This window comes from Ectothiorhodospira mobilis (assembly GCF_016584115.1).
Classification (GTDB): domain Bacteria; phylum Pseudomonadota; class Gammaproteobacteria; order Ectothiorhodospirales; family Ectothiorhodospiraceae; genus Ectothiorhodospira; species Ectothiorhodospira mobilis.
This window is the reverse complement of the sequence record NZ_NRSK01000041.1, coordinates 1-19,171: the sequence shown is the minus strand read 5'-3', so window position 1 is coordinate 19,171 and position 19,171 is coordinate 1. Positions and strand designations below refer to the sequence as shown.

Below are 19,171 nucleotides of genomic sequence, written 5' to 3'. Positions count from 1 at the left end.
GCCCTGGGGGGGATTACCGGGGCCGATGAGGCGGGGGATATCCTGTCCCGGCTGCTGCAGGCGGAGGGGGTCACCTGTGCCCTGTTGCGGGCTCCGGACCGTCCCACCATCACCAAGCTGCGGGTCATGAGCCGGCACCAGCAGCTCCTGCGCCTGGACTTCGAGGCGCCCTTGGAGGGGGATCATCCCGCCGCCCTGGGGCGTGAACTGGAACCGCACCTGGCCGGGGCCGGGGCCCTGGTGCTCTCCGATTACGGCAAGGGCACCCTGGCGGATGCCCCGTCCCTCATCGCCCGGGGACGGGCTGCGGGGCTGCCGGTGCTGGTGGATCCCAAGGGACGGGACTTCTCCCGCTATCGCGGCGCCACGGTGCTCACCCCCAATCTGGCGGAGCTGGAGGCGGTGGTGGGGGCCTGCCCCCGGGACGACCAGCTCTGGGAGCGGGGCGAGCGGCTGCGCCGGGAACTGGAACTGGAGGCCCTGCTGATCACCCTGAGTGAACGCGGCATGCTGCTCATCCGGGAGGGGCAGGACCCCCTGCATCTGCCCACCCGGGCACGGGAGGTGTTCGATGTCACCGGCGCCGGGGATACGGTCATCGCCGTGGTGGCCGCCGCCCTGGCGGCCGGGGAGGGGATGGCCGAGGCCGCGGCCCTGGCCAACCTGGCGGCTGGCCGGGTGGTGGGCAAGCTGGGCACGGGGCATGTCACCCCGGCGGAGCTGCGCGCCGCCATGCGCGGGCATCAGGGGGGTTGGAGCGGCCGCATGACCGAAGCGGAGTTGCTGGATGCCGTGGCGGAGGCCCGCGGGCGCGGCGAGCGTATCGTCATGACCAACGGCTGCTTCGATATCCTCCACGCCGGCCACGTGGACTACCTGGAGCGGGCCCGGCGCCTGGGGGACCGGCTCGTGGTGGCGGTGAACGACGATGCTTCCGTGGCCCGCCTCAAGGGGGATACCCGCCCCGTGAATCCCCTGGAGCGGCGCATGGCGGTGCTTTCCGGTCTGGCCTCGGTGGACTGGGTGGTGCCCTTCGCCGAGGAGACCCCCGAGCGCCTGATCTGCGCCGTGGCCCCGGATGTGCTGGTGAAGGGGGGCGACTACCGCCCCGGGGACATCGCCGGCGGGGACTGTGTGCGCCGCGCCGGCGGGCGGGTGGAGGTGCTGCCCTTTATGGAAGGGGCCTCCACCAGCGGGATGATCCGGCGCATCCGCGGGGAGGACTGAATGGCCGCCGCGATCCTGCGCGGGGGTTATACCTGGCTGCTGCGGCTGCTGCTGCCCGTGCTGCTCCTGCGCCTGCTCTGGCGCGGCCGCCGGCAGCCGGCCTACCGCCGTCGTCTGGGGGAGCGGCTGGGGTTCGCCCCCCGGCTGGAACCCCGTGCGCGGCGGCTCTGGGTGCACGCCGTGTCGGTGGGGGAGGTGATCGCGGCGGTGCCCCTCATCCGGGCCTGGCAGGCCCGTTTCCCCGAAGACGCCGTGCTGGTGACCACCACCACCCCCACGGGTATGGAGGAGGTCCGGCGGCGCCTGGGGGGTGCGGTGGACCACCGCTACCTCCCCCTGGACCTGCCGGGTGCCGTGAGACGGTTCCTGGGGCGCTGTCCGGCGGACCGCCTGCTGGTGATGGAGACCGAGCTCTGGCCCAATCTCTACCGGGCCTGCCGGCGCCGCGGCGTGCCGGTGATGCTGGTGAATGCCCGCCTCTCGGCCCGCTCCTGCCGGGGCTATGCCCGTCTGCGGCCGCTGCTGCGGGCCACCCTGGCGGATGCGGCCCTCATCGCCGCCCGGGGACCGGAGGACGCCGGGCGCTTCCGGGCCCTGGGCGCCCCGCCCGGGCGGGTGGGGGTGGCGGGAAACATCAAGTACGATCTTACCCTGTCCGCCGCGGTGCGCCAGGCGGCCCGGGATCTGCGCCGGGCCCTGGGGCCGCGGCCGGTGTGGATCGCCGCCAGTACCCACGAGGGGGAGGAGGAACGGGTACTGGAGGCCCATGCCCGGCTGCGGCGCCGTCGGCCCGATGCCCTGCTGATCCTGGTGCCCCGCCATCCCGAGCGTTTCGATGCCGTGGCCCGGCTCTGCCAGGGGGCCGGGTGGTCCATGATGCGGCGCAGTGCCGGGGGCCTGCCCGGGGCGGAGGCCGCCGTCTGGCTGGGGGACACCATGGGGGAGCTGGCCACCCTCTGCGGTGCGGCGGATGGGGCCTTCCTGGGGGGCAGCCTGGTGCCCGTGGGCGGACACAACCCCCTGGAGCCCGCCGCCCATGGCGTGCCCGTGATCACCGGGCCCCATGTCTTCAATTTCGAGGCGGTATATGCCGATCTGGAGGCGGCCGGGGGGGTGCGACGGGTGGCGGATGCGACGGAACTGGCCGGGGCCCTGGTGGCCCTGCTGGGGGATGCGGCGGCCCGTTCGGCCCTGGCGGCGGGGGCGACGCGGGTGCTGGAGGGGAATCGGGGGGTTGTGGCCCGCCTGGTGGCACGGGCGGCGGCGCTCTGAGGGGCTAGCGCACCAGGGGTAGCAGATCCCGGAAGCGGGGATGGCGGCTGTCCCCCAGCCATTCAAAGATCACGGATTCGTAGTTGGTGACGATCGCGCCGGCCGCGGCCATGCGCTCCAGGGCGTTGCGCCGGTGTTCCGCATCCCGGGAGCAGACCCCGTCCTGCACCACGAAGACCGCAAAACCCGCCTGCAGCAGCCCCAGGGCGGTCTGCAGGATGCAGACATGGGCCTCCATGCCGCAGAGGATCACCTGCGGGCGCGCCAGGTCCTGCACCCGCTCCATGATGGGGGCCTCGCCACAGCAGGAAAAGGCGGTCTTTTCCAGGATTTGGGCCGCCTCGGGCAGTGGCGCCTTCACCGCCGCCGCCGTGGGGCCGATCCCCTGGGGGTACTGTTCGGTGACGGTGATGGGGATCTCCAGTGCGGTCGCCGCCTGCACCAGCCCCGCGGCCGTGCGGCAGACCCGGGCACGGTCCGCCTCGGCCATGGCCGAGGCCAGACGTTCCTGGATGTCCACCACCAGCAACTGGCCTCGGCGGGCGTTGCACACCCGATCGGCCTTGCCCGCCTCCATGGTCCTCAGTCCAGCCAGGCGTTGATGGCCGCAAGGTCCTGCTCGGAGAGCGTGCCGGCGGCCTGCTTCAGGCGCAGGGTGTCCAGGAGGTAGGCATAGCGGGCATCCGCCAGGTCCCGCTCGGCGCCGAACACCCGGCGCAGTTCCAGGAGCACGTCCACGGCGGTGCGGGTGCCCACCTCGAAGCCCGCCTGGGCCGCCTCATAGGAGGCGCGGGTGGATTCCAGGGCCTGCTCCAGGGCGCGCACCCGGGAGATGTCGGAGTTCACAGAGAGAAACGCGCCGCGGGCCTGGCGGATGGTGTCCCGCCGCACCTGTTCCTGCTGCTCACGGGCGGCGTCGAAGTTCTCCCGGGCCTCGCGGGTGAGGGAGCTGGTGCGGCCCCCGGTATAGAGGGGGAGGTTCAGCTGCACGCCGATCTGGGTGTCGGCGCCATCCCGCAACTGCCCCGCCATGGCCGCGGGGGCATCCTTGAAATCCTGGTCCGTGTAGCTGGCGGAGAGGCCCAGGGTGGGGTAATGCCCCGCCCGCTGGCGCTTGATCTCCTCGGCGGCGGTCTCCGTGGCCAGGCGGGTGGCGGCTAGGCTCAGGTTCTGCTCCAGGGCGGTCTCCACCCAGCGGTCCCGGTTGGCGGGATCGGGCGGCGTGAGGGTCAGGCGGTCACTGAGTGCCGCCAGTTCCTCGTAGAAGCGCCCCGTGATGACGGAGAGGTCCTCCTCGGCCTGGTCCAGCCGGTTCTGGGCGGCGATCTCTTCGGCCACCGCCAGGTCGTACTGGGCGCGGGCCTCCTTCACGTCGGTGATGGCGATCAGGCCCACGTCGAAACGCCGCTGCATCTGTTCCAGCTGGCGTTCGATGGCCTCCTTCTCCGCCTTGGCGAAGTCGAGATCCTCCCGCGCGGAGAGGACACCGAAGTAGGCCTCGGCCACCCGCAGGAGCAGGGCCTGGCGGGCCGCGTCGCGGGTGGCGGTGGCCCGGGCGATGCCCAGGTCCGCCTGGCGCAGGGCCACGTAGTTGGCGTGATCGTACAGGCTCTGTTCCAGGGAGAGATCGAAGGTCCGGCTCTGGTAGTCGTATTCCCGGCCCTCGTCGGGTTCACTCTCGGTATGGGCATAGCCGGCGCCGCCCCGGATCTGGGGCAGCAGGGCGGAGCGGGCCTGGGGGCGCTGTTCCAGTGCGGCCCGGTATTCCGCCTCGGCCCGTCGCAGTTCGGGGTCCTGCTCCAGGGCGGTACGGTAGACCTCCATGAGATCGGCCGCCTGCAGGGGGGCGGCCGTGACGATCGCCAGGGACAGGCCCGCGAGCCATGTCTTCGGGGTTCGGATCATGCGTCTCTCCAGCCGAGCGGGGAAAAGGAACCAGTATATCAGGGATGGTGAATATCCTATCCGGTGCAGCAGATGGCGAAAACCGTGCGGCTCAGCCATACACGGGGAGGCTGGGGTCCACCTCCCGCGCCCAGGCGTCAATGCCGCCTTCCAGGTTGATCAGGTGGGAGAATCCCTGGTGTTCCAGCCAGAGCCCCGCCTGACGTGAGCGGATGCCGTGATGGCAGATCAGGACGATCCCGGCCCGGGGGTCCAGGTCCCCCGCCCGCTCGGGCAGCCGGGCCAGGGGGCAGAGTTGCGAGCCCGGGATATGTACGATCTCGTATTCCCAGGGCTCGCGTACGTCCAGCAGGAGGGGCGGCGCCGGGACGCGGTCCAGATGCTCCCGGAGCGCGCGGGCCGACAGGCGCTGCACGGGCGGGGCTTCAGAAGACGAAGCGGGGCCGGGCCTCCAGTCCCACCAGGGGCTTGAGGCAGGTCTCGAAGAGGCGCTGGTGGGTGAACTCCCGTTCCCCCAGGCGCGTCACCAGGCGGGCCTCCATCACCGGCGGCTCCCCCACCACCACGAACAGGCGGCCACCCACGTTCAGCTGCTGCTCGAAGACATGCCGGTAACGGGCCATGGAGGCGGTCAGGGCGATGACGTCGTATTTCTCGTGCCGGCCTGCTTTCCAGCCCTCGGCGGCATTGCCCGTGTGCAGGGTGATGTTGAACAGGGCGTGTTCCCGCAGGCGCCGGCGCGCGGCCTGGGTGAAGTCCTGATGGATGTCCACGGATTCCACATGGGCCGCCAGTTTCGCCAGGCAGGCGGTGACATAGCCCGAGCCGGTGCCCACCTCCAGGACCACGTCGTGGGCCTGGATCTCCAGGGCCTGCAGCAGGCGCCCCTCCACGTTGGGACGCATCATGGATTCGCCATAGCCCAGGGGGATCTCCAGGTCGGCATAGGCCAGCTTGGCGTGGGACGGGGGCACGAAGGCCTCCCGGGGGGTCTCCTCCATCACCGAGAGCACGCGCGGGTCCAGCACCTCCCAGGTGCGGACCTGCTGTTCGACCATGTTGAAACGAGCCTGTTCGAGGTTCATGGTGGGGGCTTCCCGTAGGGTTTGGTGGTTGGGTTCCGGAGGCGGGGCCTTGACCGGTTATGATGTTATGCGTTCGGAAGGTTACGGCCTCGGGCGGGGACGGGCAAGCCCCGGTTGAAGGGTAATGCAGGCAGAGGGCAAGGGGATGTTCGAGGCGGCGGAGCTGGGGCGCAGGGTGGAACGGGAGGCCTACAAGGCGGCGGTGCCGCGCCTGCGCGCGGAGCTGCTGGAGGCGCAGCGTCGCCTGCGCGACTCCGACGTGGCGGTGATCGTCCTTGTGGAGGGAGTGGATGGTGTCGGTCGCGGCGAGGTGGTGAACCGCCTCAACACCTGGCTGGACACCCGCGGCGTGGCCACCCACGCCTTCTGGGAGGAGGAGATCGAGGATCAGGCCCGTCCGCCCATGTGGCGTTACTGGCACTCCATGCCCGCCCGGGGCGGTATCGGCATCTTCTTCGGCGGCTGGTACGCCCGCCCCATCCGGGAGCGGGTGCAGGAGAAGGGGGATGAGACGGCGCTGCATGAAGCCCTGACCCGCATCCGGGATTTCGAGAGCATGCTGGTGGCCGACGGGGCCCTGATCGTCAAATTCTGGTTCCACCTGCCCCGGAAGGTGCAGAAGGCGCGCCTGGAGGCGCGGCTGAAGGATCCGGCCAGCCGCTGGTACCGCCTGCCCCGGGGCAAGGAACAGGCGCTGCGCTACCGGCACCTGGTGGAGACCGGCGAGCGGGTGATCCGGGAGACCGACAGCGGCCTGGCCCCCTGGTATCTCATCGAGGCCACGGACCCCCGTTATCGGGATCTGACCGTGGGCCGCACCCTGCTGGACGCCATCGAGGAACGCCTGCAGGCGGGCGGCCCCCCGGCGGAGGGGTTCACGCCCTCCCACGCCCCGAGCCTGCCGGCGGATGCGGCGGCCCGGGTGACGGTGCTGGATCACCTGGATCTGCGCCAGTCCCTGGACAAGGCCGAGTACAAGCGCCGCCTGAAGCAGGCCCAGGCCCGGCTGCGGGATCTCACCTGGCGGGCCTGGGACCGGGGGGTGTCCACGGTGGTGGTCTTCGAGGGCTGGGATGCCGCCGGCAAGGGGGGCACCATCCGCCGGCTCACCGCCGGCATCGACGCCCGCTTGTACCGGGTGGTGGCCATCGCCGCCCCCAGCGACGAGGAGCGGGCGCATCACTATCTCTGGCGTTTCTGGCGCCATGTGCCCCGCCGCGGACGCATGACCGTGTACGACCGTTCCTGGTACGGCCGGGTGCTGGTGGAGCGGGTGGAGGGGCTGGCGGCGGAGGACCGCTGGCGCCGGGCTTATCACGAGATCAACGATTTCGAGGAGCAGCTGGTGGAGCACGGTACCGTGGTGCTCAAGTTCTGGCTGCATGTGAGCGAGGCGGAACAACTGGCGCGTTTTCGCGAGCGGGAGCAGGTGGCCTACAAGCAGCACAAGATCACCGACGAGGACTGGCGCAACCGCCAGAAACGCCCGGATTACGAGGCGGCGGTGAACGAGATGGTGGTGCGCACCAGCACCGAGTACGCCCCATGGACCCTGATCTCCGCCGATGACAAGCGTTTTGCCCGCGTGACCGTGCTGGAGACCGTCTGCCGGCGTCTCGAGGCGGCCCTGGCCGCATGTGAAAAGTGAATCCATGCCGGCCGGATGACGCAGCGGTTGCATCTCCCGGGCGACTGGGCTAGCGTGATCCCCGGAAGAAGCTAGGGGTGCCCGTACGGGCTGAGAGACACCCTTGGAACCTGATCCGGATCATACCGGCGGAGGGAAGCTTCGGATGTGCCCGCAAAGCGCTCCGTGCCTCTCCCGCCCCAGGAGGCCAAGCCATGAGCGCCATTCCCCATTCCCTTTTCCAGAAGACCGCCCGGGTGTCCGAGGAGGTCACGCGTCCCTTTCCCGGTTCCCGCAAGATCCACGTCACCGGTTCGCGCCCGGACCTGCGCGTGCCCATGCGCGAGGTGATCCAGGCCCCCACGCGCACCGCCGAAGGCGAGGAGGAGAACCCCCCGATCCCCGTCTACGACACCTCCGGTCCCTATACCGATCCCGAAGTGCGGGTGGACCTGATGCAGGGGCTGCCCAGCGTGCGCAGTGCCTGGATCGAGGAGCGCGGGGACACGGAGGTGCTGGACGGGCCCAGCTCCCGCTACGGGCGGGACCGGGCGGCGGACCCGGAACTGGCCCACCTGCGCTTTGAGCATATCCGCGCCCCCCGGCGGGCCCGGGCCGGCGCCAACATCACCCAGATGCACTACGCCCGCCGCGGCATCGTCACCCCCGAGATGGAGTACGTGGCCATCCGCGAGAACGGCCGCCTGCAGGAACTGCGGGAGGATCCCCGCTATGCGGCCCTGCTGCGCCAGCACCCCGGCGAGGCCTTCGGCGCCCACATCCCCGAGGAGATCACCCCAGAGTTCGTGCGCGACGAGGTGGCCGCCGGCCGCGCCGTGATCCCCGCCAACATCAACCACCCGGAACTGGAACCCATGATCATCGGGCGCAACTTCCGGGTGAAGATCAACACCAACATCGGCAATTCCTCGGTCAGCTCCGGCATCGAGGAGGAGGTGGAGAAGCTGGTGTGGTCCTGCCGCTGGGGCGGGGACACCCTCATGGACCTGTCCACCGGCAAGCACATCCACGAGACCCGGGAATGGGTGATCCGCAACAGCCCGGTACCCATCGGCACGGTGCCCATCTACCAGGCCCTGGAGAAGGTGGACGGCAAGGCGGAGGAACTCACCTGGGAGCTGTTCCGCGACACCCTCATCGAGCAGGCGGAGCAGGGGGTGGACTACTTCACCATCCACGCCGGCGTGCTGCTGCGCTACGTGCCGCTGACGGCCCGGCGCCTCACCGGCATCGTCTCCCGCGGGGGCTCCATCCTGGCCAAGTGGTGCCTGGCCCATCATCGGGAGAACTTCCTCTACACCCACTTCGAGGAGATCTGCGAGATCATGAAGGCCTATGACGTGGCCTTCTCCCTGGGGGACGGCCTGCGCCCCGGCAGCCTGGCGGATGCCAACGATGCGGCCCAGTTCGCCGAACTGGAGACCCTGGGGGAGCTGACCCGGATCGCCTGGCGGCACGACGTGCAGGTGATGATCGAGGGCCCCGGCCACATCCCGCTGCAGCGGGTGAAGGAGAACGTGGACAAGGAGCTCAAGGACTGTTTCGAGGCCCCCTTCTACACCCTGGGCCCCCTGGTGACCGACATCGCCCCGGCCTACGATCACATCACCTCGGGTATCGGCGCGGCTAACATCGGCTGGTACGGCACCGCCATGCTGTGCTACGTCACCCCCAAGGAGCACCTGGGGCTGCCGGACAAGGAGGACGTGCGCGACGGCATCATCACCTACCGCATCGCCGCCCACGCCGCGGACCTGGCCAAGGGCTTCCCCGGGGCGCAGCTGCAGGACAACGCCCTGTCCAAGGCCCGCTTCGAATTCCGCTGGGAGGACCAGTTCAACCTCTCCCTGGACCCGGAACGGGCGCGCTCCTTCCATGACGAGACCCTGCCGCAGCAGGCCCACAAGGTGGCCCATTTCTGTTCCATGTGCGGCCCCCACTTCTGCTCCATGAAGATCACCCAGGACGTGCGCGACTACGCTGCCGCCCAGGGGATGTCGGCGCAGGAGGCCCTGGAGCAGGGCATGCAGGAGAAGGCGGCGGAGTTCGTGGAGAAGGGGGCGAAGGTGTACCGGGAGGTCTGAGCCCGGCCGCGGGCCTGCCGCCGCCGGGGCGGCCCCCGGCCCGCGGTTGTGCGTTATTCCGGTTCGCCGAAACGGTCCTGGATCAGCCCCGTGAGGGCCTCCAGGGCCTGATCGGCATCGCCTCCCTCGGCGATCAGGCGCACCTGGGTGCCGCGGCTGGCCGCCAGCATCATCACCCCCATGATGCTCTTGCCGTTGACCCGGCGGCTGCCCTTCTCCACCTCCAGCTCGGCCTCGTACTGGTTGGCCAGGTTGACGAACTTGGCCGCGGCGCGGGCGTGCATGCCCAGCTTGTTGATGATGGTGATCTCGCGGGTGGGCATCAGCTGTGGGTCTCGCAGAGCAGGATGCCGTCATGGCCCCCGCTGATGGCCTTGTTCACCAGTTCGTGCAGGCGCAGGGTGGGGTAGTTGAGCACGCGCACCAGCATGGGCAGGTTGATCCCCGCGATCACCTGCACCCGTGGCTGCTGCATCAGGCGGTTGGCGATGTTGCTGGGGGTGGAGCCATACATGTCCGTGAGCACCAGCACGCCGTCCCCCGCATTGAGGTGGTGGTAGTCCTCCATGGCCCGGGTCAGCACCTCGTCCGGATCCTCCGACTGGGACACGGCCAGGCAGCGGGTCTCCAGGGGGATGGTGCCCATCATGGAGCGGGCGGTGCTCAGCAGGTCCTCGCCGATGCGGTTGTGGGTGATGATCAGGAGTCCAACGGACATGATGCCCTACCGGTGTTCAAAGGTCAGGTCAGCTCCCGGTGGCGGGTGCTGATGGCTTCGCCCCGCAGGGCCCGGAGATCCGTCGCCAGCCGTTCGGCCAGGTAGACGGAGCGGTGCTGCCCGCCGGTGCAGCCGATGGAGACCGTCAGGTAGCTGCGGTTATCGTGCTCGAACCGGGGGATCCAGGTGGTGAGAAAATCCCGCAGCGATGCATGCATCTCCTCCACCAGCGGGTGGTTGCCGAGAAAATCCGCCACCTCCGGGTCCAGGCCCGTGAGGGCGCGCAGGCGCGGTTCCCAGTGGGGATTGGGCAGACAGCGTACATCGAAGACGAAATCCGAGTCCACCGGCGTGCCGTGCTTGAAGCCGAAGGAGCGGATCAGCACCGAAAGTCCCGATGCCTCCGCCTGGTCCACCCGCTGGCGCACGGTGTCGCTGAGCTGGTGCACGTTGGTGCGGGTGGTGTCGATGGCCAGGTCCGCGTGTTCCACCACCGGAGTCAGCAACCGTCGCTCCAGCTGGATGGCGTCCACCAGCGGGAGGTCCTCCCGGGTGAGGGGATGGCGGCGCCGGGTCTCGCTGAAGCGGCGCAGCAGGGTCGGCTCCTCGGCCTGGAGAAAGAGGATCTGCAGCTCCACGCCCAGGCCGCGGATCTCCCTCACGATCTCGCCGAAGTGTTCCAGGGCGTCGGTGCCGCTGCGGGCGTCGATGCCCACCGCCGTCTGGTCGTAGAGGCCGTGTCCGGCGGCCATGAGCTGGCGCACCACGGCCGTGAGCAGGCCGATGTGCAGGTTGTCCATGCAGTAGTAGCCCGCGTCCTCCAGGGCGTGCAGGGCCACGGTCTTGCCGGAGCCCGAGAGCCCGCTGACGATGACCAGCTTCATGCCGGCGGGTCCTGCATCTGGCGGCGCATGCGTTCGGCCAGGTCGTCCCCGGCGTAGTATCCCCGCAGGCGCAGCAGGTGATTGCGCACCGCCCCTTCCACCATCACCGCCAGGTTGCGGCCCGGGGCCACGGGCAGGGTGATGACGGGGACCTCCAGGCCCAGCACCTCGCGGTTGTAGCGCCCGCCGTGGAGGCGGTCCATGTCCCCGGGGCGCACCGTCTTCTGGTCCTTGAGCTCGATGATCAGGCGCAGGTACTTGCTGTTCTTGATGGCGCTGTCGCCGTACATGGCGCGGATGTTGAGCACCCCCAGGCCCCGCACCTCGAGGAAGTTCTCCAGCACCGGCGGGCAGGTGCCCCGCAGGATGTCCGGGGCGATGCGGGCGAATTCCGGGGCGTCGTCGGCCACCAGGCGGTGGCCGCGGCTGATGAGCTCCAGGGCCAGTTCGCTCTTGCCCACGGCGCTTTTGCCCGTCACCAGCACGCCGATGCCCAGCACCTCCATGAACACCCCGTGCAGGGTGATGGTCTCGGCCAGCTTGTCGCTGAAGAAGTAGCGCAGGATGTTGATCAGCTCGTGGCTGGGCAGGGCCGTGCGCAACAGCGGCACCGACTGGGTCTCGGCCAGGGTCTCCAGTTCGGGCAGGGGGGCGAGGCCGTCGGCGACGATGAGCAGGGCGGCCTCGCCACTGCAGAGTTGGTCCAGGATGTCGCGCCGGGAGTTCTTGCGCAGGGACCAGAGATAGCGCATCTCGTCGTGGCCCAGCACCTGGATGCGGTTGGGGTGGATGATGTTCAGATGCCCCACCAGGGCCGGGCCGCCCTTGGGCCCGGCGGCATGCTGCGGCACCTCCCGACGGCTCCCCTGGCGGCCGGCCACCCAGGTGAGCCCCAGGCGTTCCTCCATGGCCTCGACGATGTCGGCAACGGTGAGGGATTCGGTCATGGGGGTCAGCCGCTGTCGTCGGTGCTCCAGCGTCCCAGAAGATCCAGGATCTCGCGGGTGCTGCCCGCGTCCCGCAGCTGGGCCAGGGTCTCCGGATCGGAGAACATGCGCGCCAGCACGGCCAGGATCTGCAGGTGTTCCTCGCTGGATGCGGAGGGCACCACCAGGGCGAAGAGGATGTCCACCGGCTCGCTGTCGGGGGCGTCGTAGTCCACCCCCCGGTCCAGTCGGAGCAGGGCGGCGCAGGCCCCGTCCGCACCCTCCAGCCGCCCGTGGGGGATGGCCACCCCATGCCCCAGGCCGGTGCTGCCCAGGCGTTCCCTCGCCAGCAGACTGTCGAAGATCTCCCCCGTGGTCAGTTTGGGAAGCCGGGTGGAGAGCATCTCACCCAGCATCTCCAGGGCCCGCTTCTTGCTGCTGACCTCGGCGGTGCACTGTACGCGGTCCGCGCCGAGGAGGTCACCGATGTTCATGCAGGGTCACTCGACGTGATTGCGGTGGGAGCCTTCGGCGCGGTGATGGTCCTTGAGCTTCTCCTTGTGCTTGACCACCTGGCGGTCCAGCTTGTCCACGAGGGCGTCGATGGCGGCGTACATGTCGCCGTCGGTGGCCTCGGCGTGGATCTGGTTGCCGCTGAGCAGCAGGTTGGCCTCCGCCTTCTGTTGCAGCTTCTCCACGGTCAGGATGACGTGTACGTCGATCACGTTGTCGAAATGCCGCTCCAGGCGCTCGAACTTCTCATTCACGTAGTTGCGCAGGGCGTCGGTCAGGTCGACGTGATGACCGGTGAGGTTGATCTGCATGGGGATACTCCTTGGATTGGGGATGTGGATTGCGGCGCGGTTCAGACGAGCCGCTTGCGTTCGCTGGATGGCGGGATGGCCATGGCTTCCCGGTACTTGGCGACGGTGCGCCTGGCCACGTGGATGCCCCGGTCCACCAGGATCTGGGCGATCTTGCTGTCGCTCATGGGTTTGTTGCCCGGTTCCTCGGCGATGAGCTTGCGGATCATGGCGCGGATGGCGGTGGCGGAACATTCCCCGCCGTCGGCGGTGCCCACGTGGCTCGAGAAGAAGTACTTGAATTCGAAGATGCCGCGTGGCGTGTGCATGTATTTCTGTGTGGTCACCCGGGAGATGGTGGATTCGTGCATCTCCAGCTGTTCGGCGATGTCCCGCAGCACCAGGGGCTTCATGGCCTCCTCACCGTACTCCAGGAAGGCACGCTGGTGCTCGACGATGGCGGTGCCCACCCGCAGCAGGGTCTCGTTGCGGCTCTGCAGGCTCTTGATGAACCAGCGGGCCTCCTGGAGGTTGTTGCGCAGGTAGGTGTTGTCCTCGCTGGAATCGGCGCGGCGCACGTAACTGGCGTACAGGGGGTTGACCCGCAGGCGCGGCGCGATCTCGGGGTTCAGTTCCACCTGCCAGCGGCCCTCGCGTTTGCGCACGAAGACATCCGGGACGATGTATTCGGGGGCACTGGCGCTGATGAGGGCGCCGGGGCGGGGGTTGAGGGTCTGGATGAGGGCGATGACCTGCTGCAGCTGCTCTGCATCGAGCCGCAGGCGGCGCTGCAGTCCCTTGTGGTCGCGGGCGCCCAGGGCGTCCAGGTGCTCCGTCACCAGCAGCCGGGCCTCCTGCAGCCATGGGGTGTCCGGTGGCAGTTGCGCCAGTTGCAGGGCCAGGCATTCGGAGAGGTCGCGGGCGCCGACGCCCACCGGGTCCAGGTGCTGCACCATGTGCAGCACCGCCTCCACCTCGTCCAGCCCCACCGCCTCGTCGCCGCCCAGGCTGGCATGGATCTGCTCCAGGGGTTCGGCCAGGTAGCCGTCCTCGTTGAGGGCGTCGACGAGGGTGAGGGCGATGGCCCGGTCCTGCTCGCTCATCGACGACAGGTGTATCTGCCACATGAGGTGCTCGTGGAGGCTTTCGGCGGGACCGCTCTGGTTTTCGAACAGGTCCCGCCCTTCGGGTTCCGCCGGGCCGGGGCCGGAGGGGGGGATATCGTAGATGTCGTCCCAGTTGCTGTCCACCGGCAATTCTTCGGGGATGTCCCCGGTGCCGGTATCGCCACCGGAGTCCTGCTCCGTCGGGGCCTCCGTCGCCTCCCGCGCTTCCTGGTCCCGCGCCTCCGTGGCCTCGCCTTCCTGTTCCGTCTCGCCCTCTTCCAGGGCCTCCAGCATGGGATTGGTCTCCAGGGTCTCCTGGATCTGGGCCTGCAGTTCCAGCGTGGAGAGCTGCAGCAGGCGGATGGCCTGTTGCAGCTGGGGGGTCATGGTGAGGTTCTGACCCAGACGGAGCTGGACGGAGGGTTTCAGCATGGCATGTGGCGCGTCATCGGATCCGGCAGGGGTGGGGCGGATGGCCCTGTGGGCCGGCCGCCGTCACCGCTTGGCTTGTCATGGAGATTATACGGCGACACGACCGAATTGGGACATGGGGGGCGAAATCGTTTTTGTTCAAAGACTTGGTGTCATAGTCGGAAATGTTCCCCCAGATACACCCGGCGCACCTGGGGGTCGGAGAGCACCTCTTCCGGCGAGCCCCGGCTGATCACCCGGCCGTCACTGAGGATGTAGGCGCGGGTGCAGATCCCCAGGGTCTCACGCACGTTGTGGTCGGTGATGAGCACGCCGATGCCGCGGGCGGTGAGGTGGGCGATGATACGCTGGATCTCGATCACGGAGATGGGGTCCACCCCGGCGAAGGGTTCGTCCAGGAGGATGAAGGCGGGTTCCGTGGCCAGGGCCCGGGCGATCTCCACCCGCCGGCGCTCCCCCCCGGAGAGGCTGATGCCCGGGTTGTCCCGGATGTGGGCGATCTGGAATTCCTCCAGCAGGTTCTCCAGGTGGTCCTTCCGCTGCGACCGGTCCAGGTCGCCGCGCACCTCCAGTACCGCCAGGATGTTCTCCGCCACGCTGAGCTTGCGGAAGACGGAGGGCTCCTGGGGGAGATAGCCCAGCCCCAGCCGCGCCCGGGCGTGCATGGGCAGGCGGGTGATGTCCCGGCCGTCCAGGAGGATGCGGCCCTCGTCGCAGGGCACCAGGCCCACGATCATGTAGAAGCAGGTGGTCTTGCCGGCGCCATTGGGGCCCAGCAGGCCCACCACCTCGCCGCTCTCCACGGCGAGGGCGGTGCCGTCCACGGGGCGGCGGGAGCGGTAGCGCTTCACCAGGTCCAGGGCCTCGAGGCGGCTCATGCCCGGCTCACTCCGCCGGCGCGGGGCGTTCGCCCGGGGTGAAGATGGCCTCCACCCGGCCGGTTTCGCCGGTGCTGGCCTCAAGCACGGCCTCCTCCAGGTCGTAGACGATACGGTCGCCGCGGAATTCGTCCTCCGACTGCAGGATGCGGGCCTTGCCGCTGAGGATCACCTCCTGGGATGGCGGCAGGAAGGTCATGCGCTGCGCCTCGGCATGGACCGGGCGGCCGTCCTTGTCCAGGGTGTCCAGCTTGGCCGGCTCGCCTTCCGCCTCCATGCGCTCCAGCACCCGCCCGGGGGAATGCACCGTGACCACGTCGCCGCGGATGACCGTGTCCCCCTGGGTGATGGTGACATTGCCGCGGTAGATGCTGATGCCGCGGCGGTCATCCAGGTGGGCCTGGTCCGCCTCCACGTGCACGGGCAGTTCCCTGTCCTGCTGGGCCGCGGCCATGGATGCCCACAGCAGCAGGGGGAGCAGCAGGGCCCGGGTGCGCAGGCCTGGGTCAGCGAAGAGGTGCATATTCCCCCCGTACCTGTCGGTGCAAATCAAGGGTCTCTCGTGCCAGGTTCAGTGTCATGCCGATCCCTTCGGCGTGGTAGCGGGGGGCCTCGATCCGGGCCGGGGTCCGGGAGGAGGCCTCCTGTTGCGGCACCCGCACCAGCACGTCGCGGGTGCGGATGTCCAGTGGCGGCCGACCGGGGGCGGCGATGCGGTTCAGGTCCACCTGCCCCTGCAATCGTACCCGATCCCCGTCGGGGGCGATCCAGCCGGTCTCCGACTGCAGCACCCAGTGGGGTGTGCCCTGTTCCTGCAGCAGCAGCACCGGCGCGGTGAGCAGCCGGGCGCCGTCCCGCTGGCGTTGTTCCATGCGCCGCCCCGAGAGGCGGTAGCGCAGTGCCCCGCTCTCGTCCATGGACCAGGCGGTGAAGTCCTCGGCGAAGAATTCCGGGGCATCGGGGGGGACGGTGCCCGGGGTCGCCAGGCGGCGCTGCTCCGGGCCGCTGGCCAGCCAGTAGCCGAGGCTGGCCGCCAGTACCAGGAGCAGGATGCCCAGGCGCCGGCCGCGGTTCATTCCAGGTAGGGGGCCAGGGTCGCCTGCAGGGTGTCCTGGGCGTCCATGATCAGTTCGCAGGCCTCGCGCACGGCGCCGCGGCCGCCCCCCAGGGTGGTGACGTGGTGGGCCTGTTCCCGCACCAGGGGATGGGCGTCGGCCACCGCCAGCCCCAGGATCACGCGGCGCATCACCGGCAGGTCCACGATGTCGTCCCCCATAAAGGCCGTCTCCTCCGGGGATACCCCGGCGGCGTCCAGCAGGCCGTGCAGGGCGTCCAGCTTGTCGCGCCGGCCCTGGACGATATGGGCGATGCCCAGTTCGCGGCAGCGGTGTTCCACCACCCGGGACTGGCGTCCGGTGAGGATGCCCACGCCCACGCCGCTGTCCTGCAGCAGGCGGATGCCGTGTCCGTCGCGGCTGTGGAAGGCCTTGTATTGCTGGCCGTCATCGCCGAGGAAGAGGCTGCCGTCGGTGAGGACCCCGTCCACGTCCAGGAGGAGGAGGCGCACCGCCCGGGCGCGCTCAAGGAGTGTCGCTGTCATGGCGCGAGGATAGCATGGCCCCCGCGTGCGGGGCAGCGGGGTTCAGACCACGCCGGCCCGCAGCAGGTCGTGCATGTTCAGGGCCCCCACCAGGCGCCCGTGCTCCACCACGGGCAGGGCGTTGATCTTGTGGTCCTCCATGAGCTTGAGGGCCTCGGCGGCCAGCATCCCCGGCTGGGCGCTGCGGCACTGCCGGGTCATCACCTCGCCGATGCGGGTGGCGTGGATGTCCAGGCCCCGGTCCAGGGTACGGCGCAGGTCGCCGTCGGTATAGACGCCCACGAGATGGCGCTGCTCGTCCACCACCGCGGTCATGCCCAGCCCCTGGCGGGTGATCTCCAGCAGGGCGTCGGAGAGGGCGGCGTCGGCGCGCACCACGGGGATGCGCTCGCCGGTGTGCATGATGTCCGCCACGTGCAGCAGCAGGCGCCGGCCCAGGCGGCCGCCGGGGTGGGAGCGGGCGAAATCCTCGGCGGTGAAGCCCCGGGCCTCCAGCAGGGCCACCGCCAGGGCATCCCCCATGGCCAGGGTGGCGGTGGTGCTGGTGGTGGGGGCCAGCCCCAGGGGGCAGGCCTCCCGCGCCACGCTCACGTCCAGGTGCACCGTGGCCTCCCGCGCCAGGGTGGAGCGGGGGTTTCCGGTGAGGGCCACCAGGGGCACCCCCTGGCGGCGGATCAGGGGCAGGATGGTGAGCAGTTCATCGGTCTCCCCGGAGTTGGACAGGGCCAGCACCGTGTCCCCCGGGGTGATCATGCCCAGATCCCCGTGGCTGGCCTCGCCGGGGTGGACGAAGAAGGCGGGGGTGCCGGTGCTGGCCAGGGTGGCGGCGATCTTGCCGCCGATGTGACCGGATTTGCCCATGCCGGTGACCACGACGCGGCCGGTGCAGCCCAGCAGGTGCCCGCAGGCCCGGACGAAGGCCCCGTCCAGGCGCTCACACAGGTCCAGGATGCCCCGGGCCTCGGTCTCCAGGACCGCCCGGGCCAGTTCGAGTGTTTTTTCGGGATGTTCTTTCATGGGGCTATCATAAACGGTCGTGTGGATCCCCGGCAGGTCCCGGTGCCTGCGATCTTGGCACGGTGAGACCTCCCATCAGCCCTCGCGGCCACCGCAACCCCTCAACGGGGGCGGGGCAAGCCGGGATCCCCGCGGATCTTTAGGGGGATGACTTGACACCCCGGGCGTCCTCACCGGAACATTTTCGTAACGACCCCGCAAGGGGCATTCCCATAGACCCCCCGGCCCATCCAAGGATCCGTACATTCCCCCCGTGCCTGACAAGACCCCCTGGATCGAGATCCGCGACCTGCGTTTCGCCCGGGGCGGGCGCACCATCTTCGATGGACTGAACATCCGCATCCCCCGCGGTCAGGTGGCGGCCATCATGGGTCCCAGCGGGTCGGGCAAGACCACCCTGCTGCGTCTGATCGGCGGGCAGCTGCGCCCCGACCGTGGTCAGGTGCTGGTGGACGGGCAGGATGTGCACCGCCTGTCGCGGCGGGCCCTGTACCGCCTGCGCCGGCGCATGGGCATGCTCTTCCAGAGCGGCGCCCTGCTCACCGATCTGGACGTCTTCGACAACGTGGCCTTCCCCATCCGCGAGAACACCCGCCTGCCGGAGCCGGTGGTGCGGGCCCTGGTGCTCATGAAGCTGGAGGCGGTGGGGTTGCGCGGGGCCCGGGACCTGCGCCCGGCGGAGCTCTCCGGCGGCATGGCCCGGCGGGTGGCCCTGGCCCGGGCCATCGCCCTGGACCCGGAGCTGATGATGTACGATGAACCCTTCACCGGCCTGGACCCCATCACCATGGGGGTCATCGTCACCCTCATCCGCCGCCTCCACGATGCCCTGGGCATGACCAGCATCGTGGTCTCCCACGACGTGGCCGAGACCAGTTCCATCGCCGACTGGGTCTATCTCATCTCCGACGGTCGGGTGGTGGACCAGGGCCCGCCCGCGCGGCTGCGGGAGGCGGCCACCGACTGGTCGCGGCAGTTCCTGGAGGGACGGCCGGATGGTCCGGTGCCCTTCCATTACCCGGCGCCGGATTACCTGGGGGATCTCATGGCCGCGGAGGATCGGCGATGACGGTGTTGCAGGCCCTGGGACGCTGGTGGCTGGGGGTGCTGGGTCGCCTGGGGCGGGGGCATCTCTTCCTGCTGCGCACCCTGGTGGCCCTGGGGCCTTTGATGCTCCGTCCCCGGCTGTGGATCCGGGAGCTCTACTCCGTGGGGGTGCGCTCACTGCTGATCATCCTGGTCTCGGGGCTGTTCGTGGGCATGGTGCTGGGTTATCAGGGTTACATTACCCTGGTGGACTTTGGCAGCGCCGAGGCCCTGGGGACGGTGGTGGCTCTGTCTTTGGTGCGTGAGCTGGGGCCGGTGGTGACGGCCCTGCTGTTCGCCGGGCGGGCCGGCTCGGCGCTGACCGCCGAGATCGGGCTCATGAAGGCCACCGAGCAGCTCTCCAGCATGGAGATGATGGCGGTGGACCCTTACCGCCGGGTGCTGGCGCCGCGCTTTTTCGCCGGCATCCTCTCCATGCCCCTGCTGGCGGCCATCTTCAGTGCCGTGGGTGTGGCAGGGGGGTACCTGGTGGGGGTGGG

The 19,171-nt window shown here is 69.7% G+C and carries 22 protein-coding genes and 1 riboswitch; of the genes, 6 read left to right on the top strand and 16 right to left on the bottom strand.

Annotation, left to right across the window (positions count from 1 at the left end):
• Both hldE and waaA read left to right on the top strand, forming a co-directional pair.
• Positions 1-1,227, top strand: a 1,227-nt coding sequence (gene hldE, locus CKO33_RS12235) for a bifunctional D-glycero-beta-D-manno-heptose-7-phosphate kinase/D-glycero-beta-D-manno-heptose 1-phosphate adenylyltransferase HldE (RefSeq protein ID WP_200182518.1), incomplete at its 5' end; no start/stop codon positions are given.
• Positions 1,228-2,499: a lipid IV(A) 3-deoxy-D-manno-octulosonic acid transferase gene (gene waaA, locus CKO33_RS12230; RefSeq protein WP_207146545.1), complete on the top strand. Its 1,272-nt coding sequence runs from the start codon at positions 1,228-1,230 to the stop codon at positions 2,497-2,499.
• A gap of 4 nt (positions 2,500-2,503) precedes the next feature.
• On the opposite strand, the gene CKO33_RS12225 is transcribed toward waaA, so the two are convergent.
• From CKO33_RS12225 to CKO33_RS12210, 4 genes are all read right to left on the bottom strand, one after another.
• A complete protein-coding gene (locus CKO33_RS12225; RefSeq protein ID WP_200182517.1) occupies positions 2,504-3,076 on the bottom strand; it encodes a hydrolase in 573 nt (190 codons plus the stop codon).
• Positions 3,077-3,081: 5 nt separating this feature from the next.
• Entirely contained in the window at positions 3,082-4,404 is a 1,323-nt protein-coding gene (locus CKO33_RS12220) for a TolC family outer membrane protein (protein WP_200182516.1), read from the bottom strand.
• A 91-nt stretch (positions 4,405-4,495) separates the two neighbouring features.
• Complete coding sequence (locus CKO33_RS12215) at positions 4,496-4,819, bottom strand: rhodanese-like domain-containing protein (RefSeq protein ID WP_200182515.1); 324 nt, start codon at positions 4,817-4,819, stop codon at positions 4,496-4,498.
• Between the two features lie 10 nt (positions 4,820-4,829).
• On the bottom strand, positions 4,830-5,489 hold the full coding sequence (locus CKO33_RS12210) for a protein-L-isoaspartate O-methyltransferase family protein (protein WP_200182514.1): 660 nt from the start codon (positions 5,487-5,489) through the stop codon (positions 4,830-4,832).
• A 145-nt stretch (positions 5,490-5,634) separates the two neighbouring features.
• Here CKO33_RS12210 and pap point away from each other — a divergent pair, with 145 nt between their 5' ends.
• Both pap and thiC read left to right on the top strand, forming a co-directional pair.
• Positions 5,635-7,137, top strand: coding sequence for a polyphosphate:AMP phosphotransferase (gene pap / locus CKO33_RS12205; protein ID WP_200182521.1), 1,503 nt, complete (start codon positions 5,635-5,637; stop codon positions 7,135-7,137).
• A gap of 63 nt (positions 7,138-7,200) precedes the next feature.
• Positions 7,201-7,291, top strand: a riboswitch (TPP riboswitch).
• 40 nt (positions 7,292-7,331) lie between these two features.
• A complete protein-coding gene (gene thiC / locus CKO33_RS12200) occupies positions 7,332-9,221 on the top strand; it encodes a phosphomethylpyrimidine synthase ThiC (protein WP_200182513.1) in 1,890 nt (629 codons plus the stop codon).
• 53 nt (positions 9,222-9,274) lie between these two features.
• Here the strand turns inward: thiC and CKO33_RS12195 are convergent, their stop codons facing one another.
• From CKO33_RS12195 to CKO33_RS12140, 12 genes are all read right to left on the bottom strand, one after another.
• Positions 9,275-9,544, bottom strand: coding sequence for an HPr family phosphocarrier protein (locus CKO33_RS12195; protein ID WP_200182512.1), 270 nt, complete (start codon positions 9,542-9,544; stop codon positions 9,275-9,277).
• Complete coding sequence (locus tag CKO33_RS12190) at positions 9,544-9,939, bottom strand: PTS sugar transporter subunit IIA (RefSeq protein ID WP_200182511.1); 396 nt, start codon at positions 9,937-9,939, stop codon at positions 9,544-9,546. The genes CKO33_RS12195 and CKO33_RS12190 overlap by 1 nt, the downstream gene beginning before the upstream one ends.
• A 23-nt stretch (positions 9,940-9,962) precedes the next feature.
• Positions 9,963-10,823 (bottom strand): RNase adapter RapZ, encoded by an 861-nt coding sequence (rapZ, locus tag CKO33_RS12185; RefSeq protein ID WP_200182510.1) that lies wholly within the window; start codon positions 10,821-10,823, stop codon positions 9,963-9,965.
• Positions 10,820-11,770 carry an HPr(Ser) kinase/phosphatase gene (hprK, locus tag CKO33_RS12180; RefSeq protein ID WP_200182509.1) on the bottom strand — a complete coding sequence of 317 codons (951 nt, stop codon included), beginning with the start codon at positions 11,768-11,770 and terminating at the stop codon, positions 10,820-10,822. The genes rapZ and hprK overlap by 4 nt, the downstream gene beginning before the upstream one ends.
• 5 nt (positions 11,771-11,775) lie before the next feature.
• Positions 11,776-12,243: a PTS sugar transporter subunit IIA gene (locus CKO33_RS12175; RefSeq protein WP_200182508.1), complete on the bottom strand. Its 468-nt coding sequence runs from the start codon at positions 12,241-12,243 to the stop codon at positions 11,776-11,778.
• Positions 12,244-12,249: 6 nt separating this feature from the next.
• Positions 12,250-12,573, bottom strand: coding sequence for a ribosome hibernation-promoting factor, HPF/YfiA family (hpf, locus tag CKO33_RS12170; RefSeq protein WP_200182507.1), 324 nt, complete (start codon positions 12,571-12,573; stop codon positions 12,250-12,252).
• A gap of 41 nt (positions 12,574-12,614) precedes the next feature.
• On the bottom strand, positions 12,615-14,090 hold the full coding sequence (locus CKO33_RS12165) for an RNA polymerase factor sigma-54 (protein WP_242472619.1): 1,476 nt from the start codon (positions 14,088-14,090) through the stop codon (positions 12,615-12,617).
• Positions 14,091-14,242: 152 nt separating this feature from the next.
• The gene (gene lptB, locus CKO33_RS12160) at positions 14,243-14,968 is read right to left on the bottom strand and encodes an LPS export ABC transporter ATP-binding protein (protein WP_200182506.1); all 726 of its coding nucleotides are present in this window, start codon (positions 14,966-14,968) and stop codon (positions 14,243-14,245) included.
• A 7-nt stretch (positions 14,969-14,975) separates the two neighbouring features.
• Entirely contained in the window at positions 14,976-15,491 is a 516-nt protein-coding gene (gene lptA / locus CKO33_RS12155) for a lipopolysaccharide transport periplasmic protein LptA (RefSeq protein ID WP_200182505.1), read from the bottom strand.
• Positions 15,475-16,044, bottom strand: coding sequence for an LPS export ABC transporter periplasmic protein LptC (gene lptC / locus CKO33_RS12150; protein WP_200182503.1), 570 nt, complete (start codon positions 16,042-16,044; stop codon positions 15,475-15,477). Before lptC ends, lptA begins: the two co-directional genes overlap by 17 nt.
• Positions 16,041-16,568, bottom strand: coding sequence for a 3-deoxy-manno-octulosonate-8-phosphatase KdsC (gene kdsC, locus CKO33_RS12145; protein ID WP_200182502.1), 528 nt, complete (start codon positions 16,566-16,568; stop codon positions 16,041-16,043). Before kdsC ends, lptC begins: the two co-directional genes overlap by 4 nt.
• A 42-nt stretch (positions 16,569-16,610) precedes the next feature.
• The gene (locus CKO33_RS12140) at positions 16,611-17,585 is read right to left on the bottom strand and encodes a KpsF/GutQ family sugar-phosphate isomerase (RefSeq protein ID WP_200182501.1); all 975 of its coding nucleotides are present in this window, start codon (positions 17,583-17,585) and stop codon (positions 16,611-16,613) included.
• Between the two features lie 244 nt (positions 17,586-17,829).
• On the opposite strand from CKO33_RS12140, the gene CKO33_RS12135 reads away from it, so the two are divergent.
• Together CKO33_RS12135 and CKO33_RS12130 are read left to right on the top strand one after the other, a co-directional pair.
• The gene (locus tag CKO33_RS12135) at positions 17,830-18,654 is read left to right on the top strand and encodes an ABC transporter ATP-binding protein (RefSeq protein ID WP_338081786.1); all 825 of its coding nucleotides are present in this window, start codon (positions 17,830-17,832) and stop codon (positions 18,652-18,654) included.
• The coding region (locus CKO33_RS12130) for an ABC transporter permease (protein WP_200182500.1) at positions 18,651-19,171 on the top strand (521 nt) is incomplete at its 3' end. The genes CKO33_RS12135 and CKO33_RS12130, both read left to right, overlap by 4 nt.

What these genes read in the sequence shown, in the direction of transcription:
- hprK (WP_200182509.1), bottom strand. Translation starts at nt 11,770, where the DNA reads ATGACCGAATCCCTCACCGTTGCCGACATCGTCGAGGCCATGGAGGAA.
- CKO33_RS12210 (WP_200182514.1), bottom strand. Translation starts at nt 5,489, where the DNA reads ATGAACCTCGAACAGGCTCGTTTCAACATGGTCGAACAGCAGGTCCGC.
- rapZ (WP_200182510.1), bottom strand. Translation starts at nt 10,823, where the DNA reads ATGAAGCTGGTCATCGTCAGCGGGCTCTCGGGCTCCGGCAAGACCGTG.
- kdsC (WP_200182502.1), bottom strand. Translation starts at nt 16,568, where the DNA reads ATGACAGCGACACTCCTTGAGCGCGCCCGGGCGGTGCGCCTCCTCCTC.
- lptC (WP_200182503.1), bottom strand. Translation starts at nt 16,044, where the DNA reads ATGAACCGCGGCCGGCGCCTGGGCATCCTGCTCCTGGTACTGGCGGCC.
- CKO33_RS12220 (WP_200182516.1), bottom strand. Translation starts at nt 4,404, where the DNA reads ATGATCCGAACCCCGAAGACATGGCTCGCGGGCCTGTCCCTGGCGATC.
- lptB (WP_200182506.1), bottom strand. Translation starts at nt 14,968, where the DNA reads ATGAGCCGCCTCGAGGCCCTGGACCTGGTGAAGCGCTACCGCTCCCGC.
- lptA (WP_200182505.1), bottom strand. Translation starts at nt 15,491, where the DNA reads ATGCACCTCTTCGCTGACCCAGGCCTGCGCACCCGGGCCCTGCTGCTC.
- CKO33_RS12140 (WP_200182501.1), bottom strand. Translation starts at nt 17,585, where the DNA reads ATGAAAGAACATCCCGAAAAAACACTCGAACTGGCCCGGGCGGTCCTG.
- CKO33_RS12165 (WP_242472619.1), bottom strand. Translation starts at nt 14,090, where the DNA reads ATGCTGAAACCCTCCGTCCAGCTCCGTCTGGGTCAGAACCTCACCATG.
- CKO33_RS12175 (WP_200182508.1), bottom strand. Translation starts at nt 12,243, where the DNA reads ATGAACATCGGTGACCTCCTCGGCGCGGACCGCGTACAGTGCACCGCC.
- CKO33_RS12190 (WP_200182511.1), bottom strand. Translation starts at nt 9,939, where the DNA reads ATGTCCGTTGGACTCCTGATCATCACCCACAACCGCATCGGCGAGGAC.
- CKO33_RS12195 (WP_200182512.1), bottom strand. Translation starts at nt 9,544, where the DNA reads ATGCCCACCCGCGAGATCACCATCATCAACAAGCTGGGCATGCACGCC.
- pap (WP_200182521.1), top strand. Translation starts at nt 5,635, where the DNA reads ATGTTCGAGGCGGCGGAGCTGGGGCGCAGGGTGGAACGGGAGGCCTAC.
- hpf (WP_200182507.1), bottom strand. Translation starts at nt 12,573, where the DNA reads ATGCAGATCAACCTCACCGGTCATCACGTCGACCTGACCGACGCCCTG.
- CKO33_RS12225 (WP_200182517.1), bottom strand. Translation starts at nt 3,076, where the DNA reads ATGGAGGCGGGCAAGGCCGATCGGGTGTGCAACGCCCGCCGAGGCCAG.
- thiC (WP_200182513.1), top strand. Translation starts at nt 7,332, where the DNA reads ATGAGCGCCATTCCCCATTCCCTTTTCCAGAAGACCGCCCGGGTGTCC.
- waaA (WP_207146545.1), top strand. Translation starts at nt 1,228, where the DNA reads ATGGCCGCCGCGATCCTGCGCGGGGGTTATACCTGGCTGCTGCGGCTG.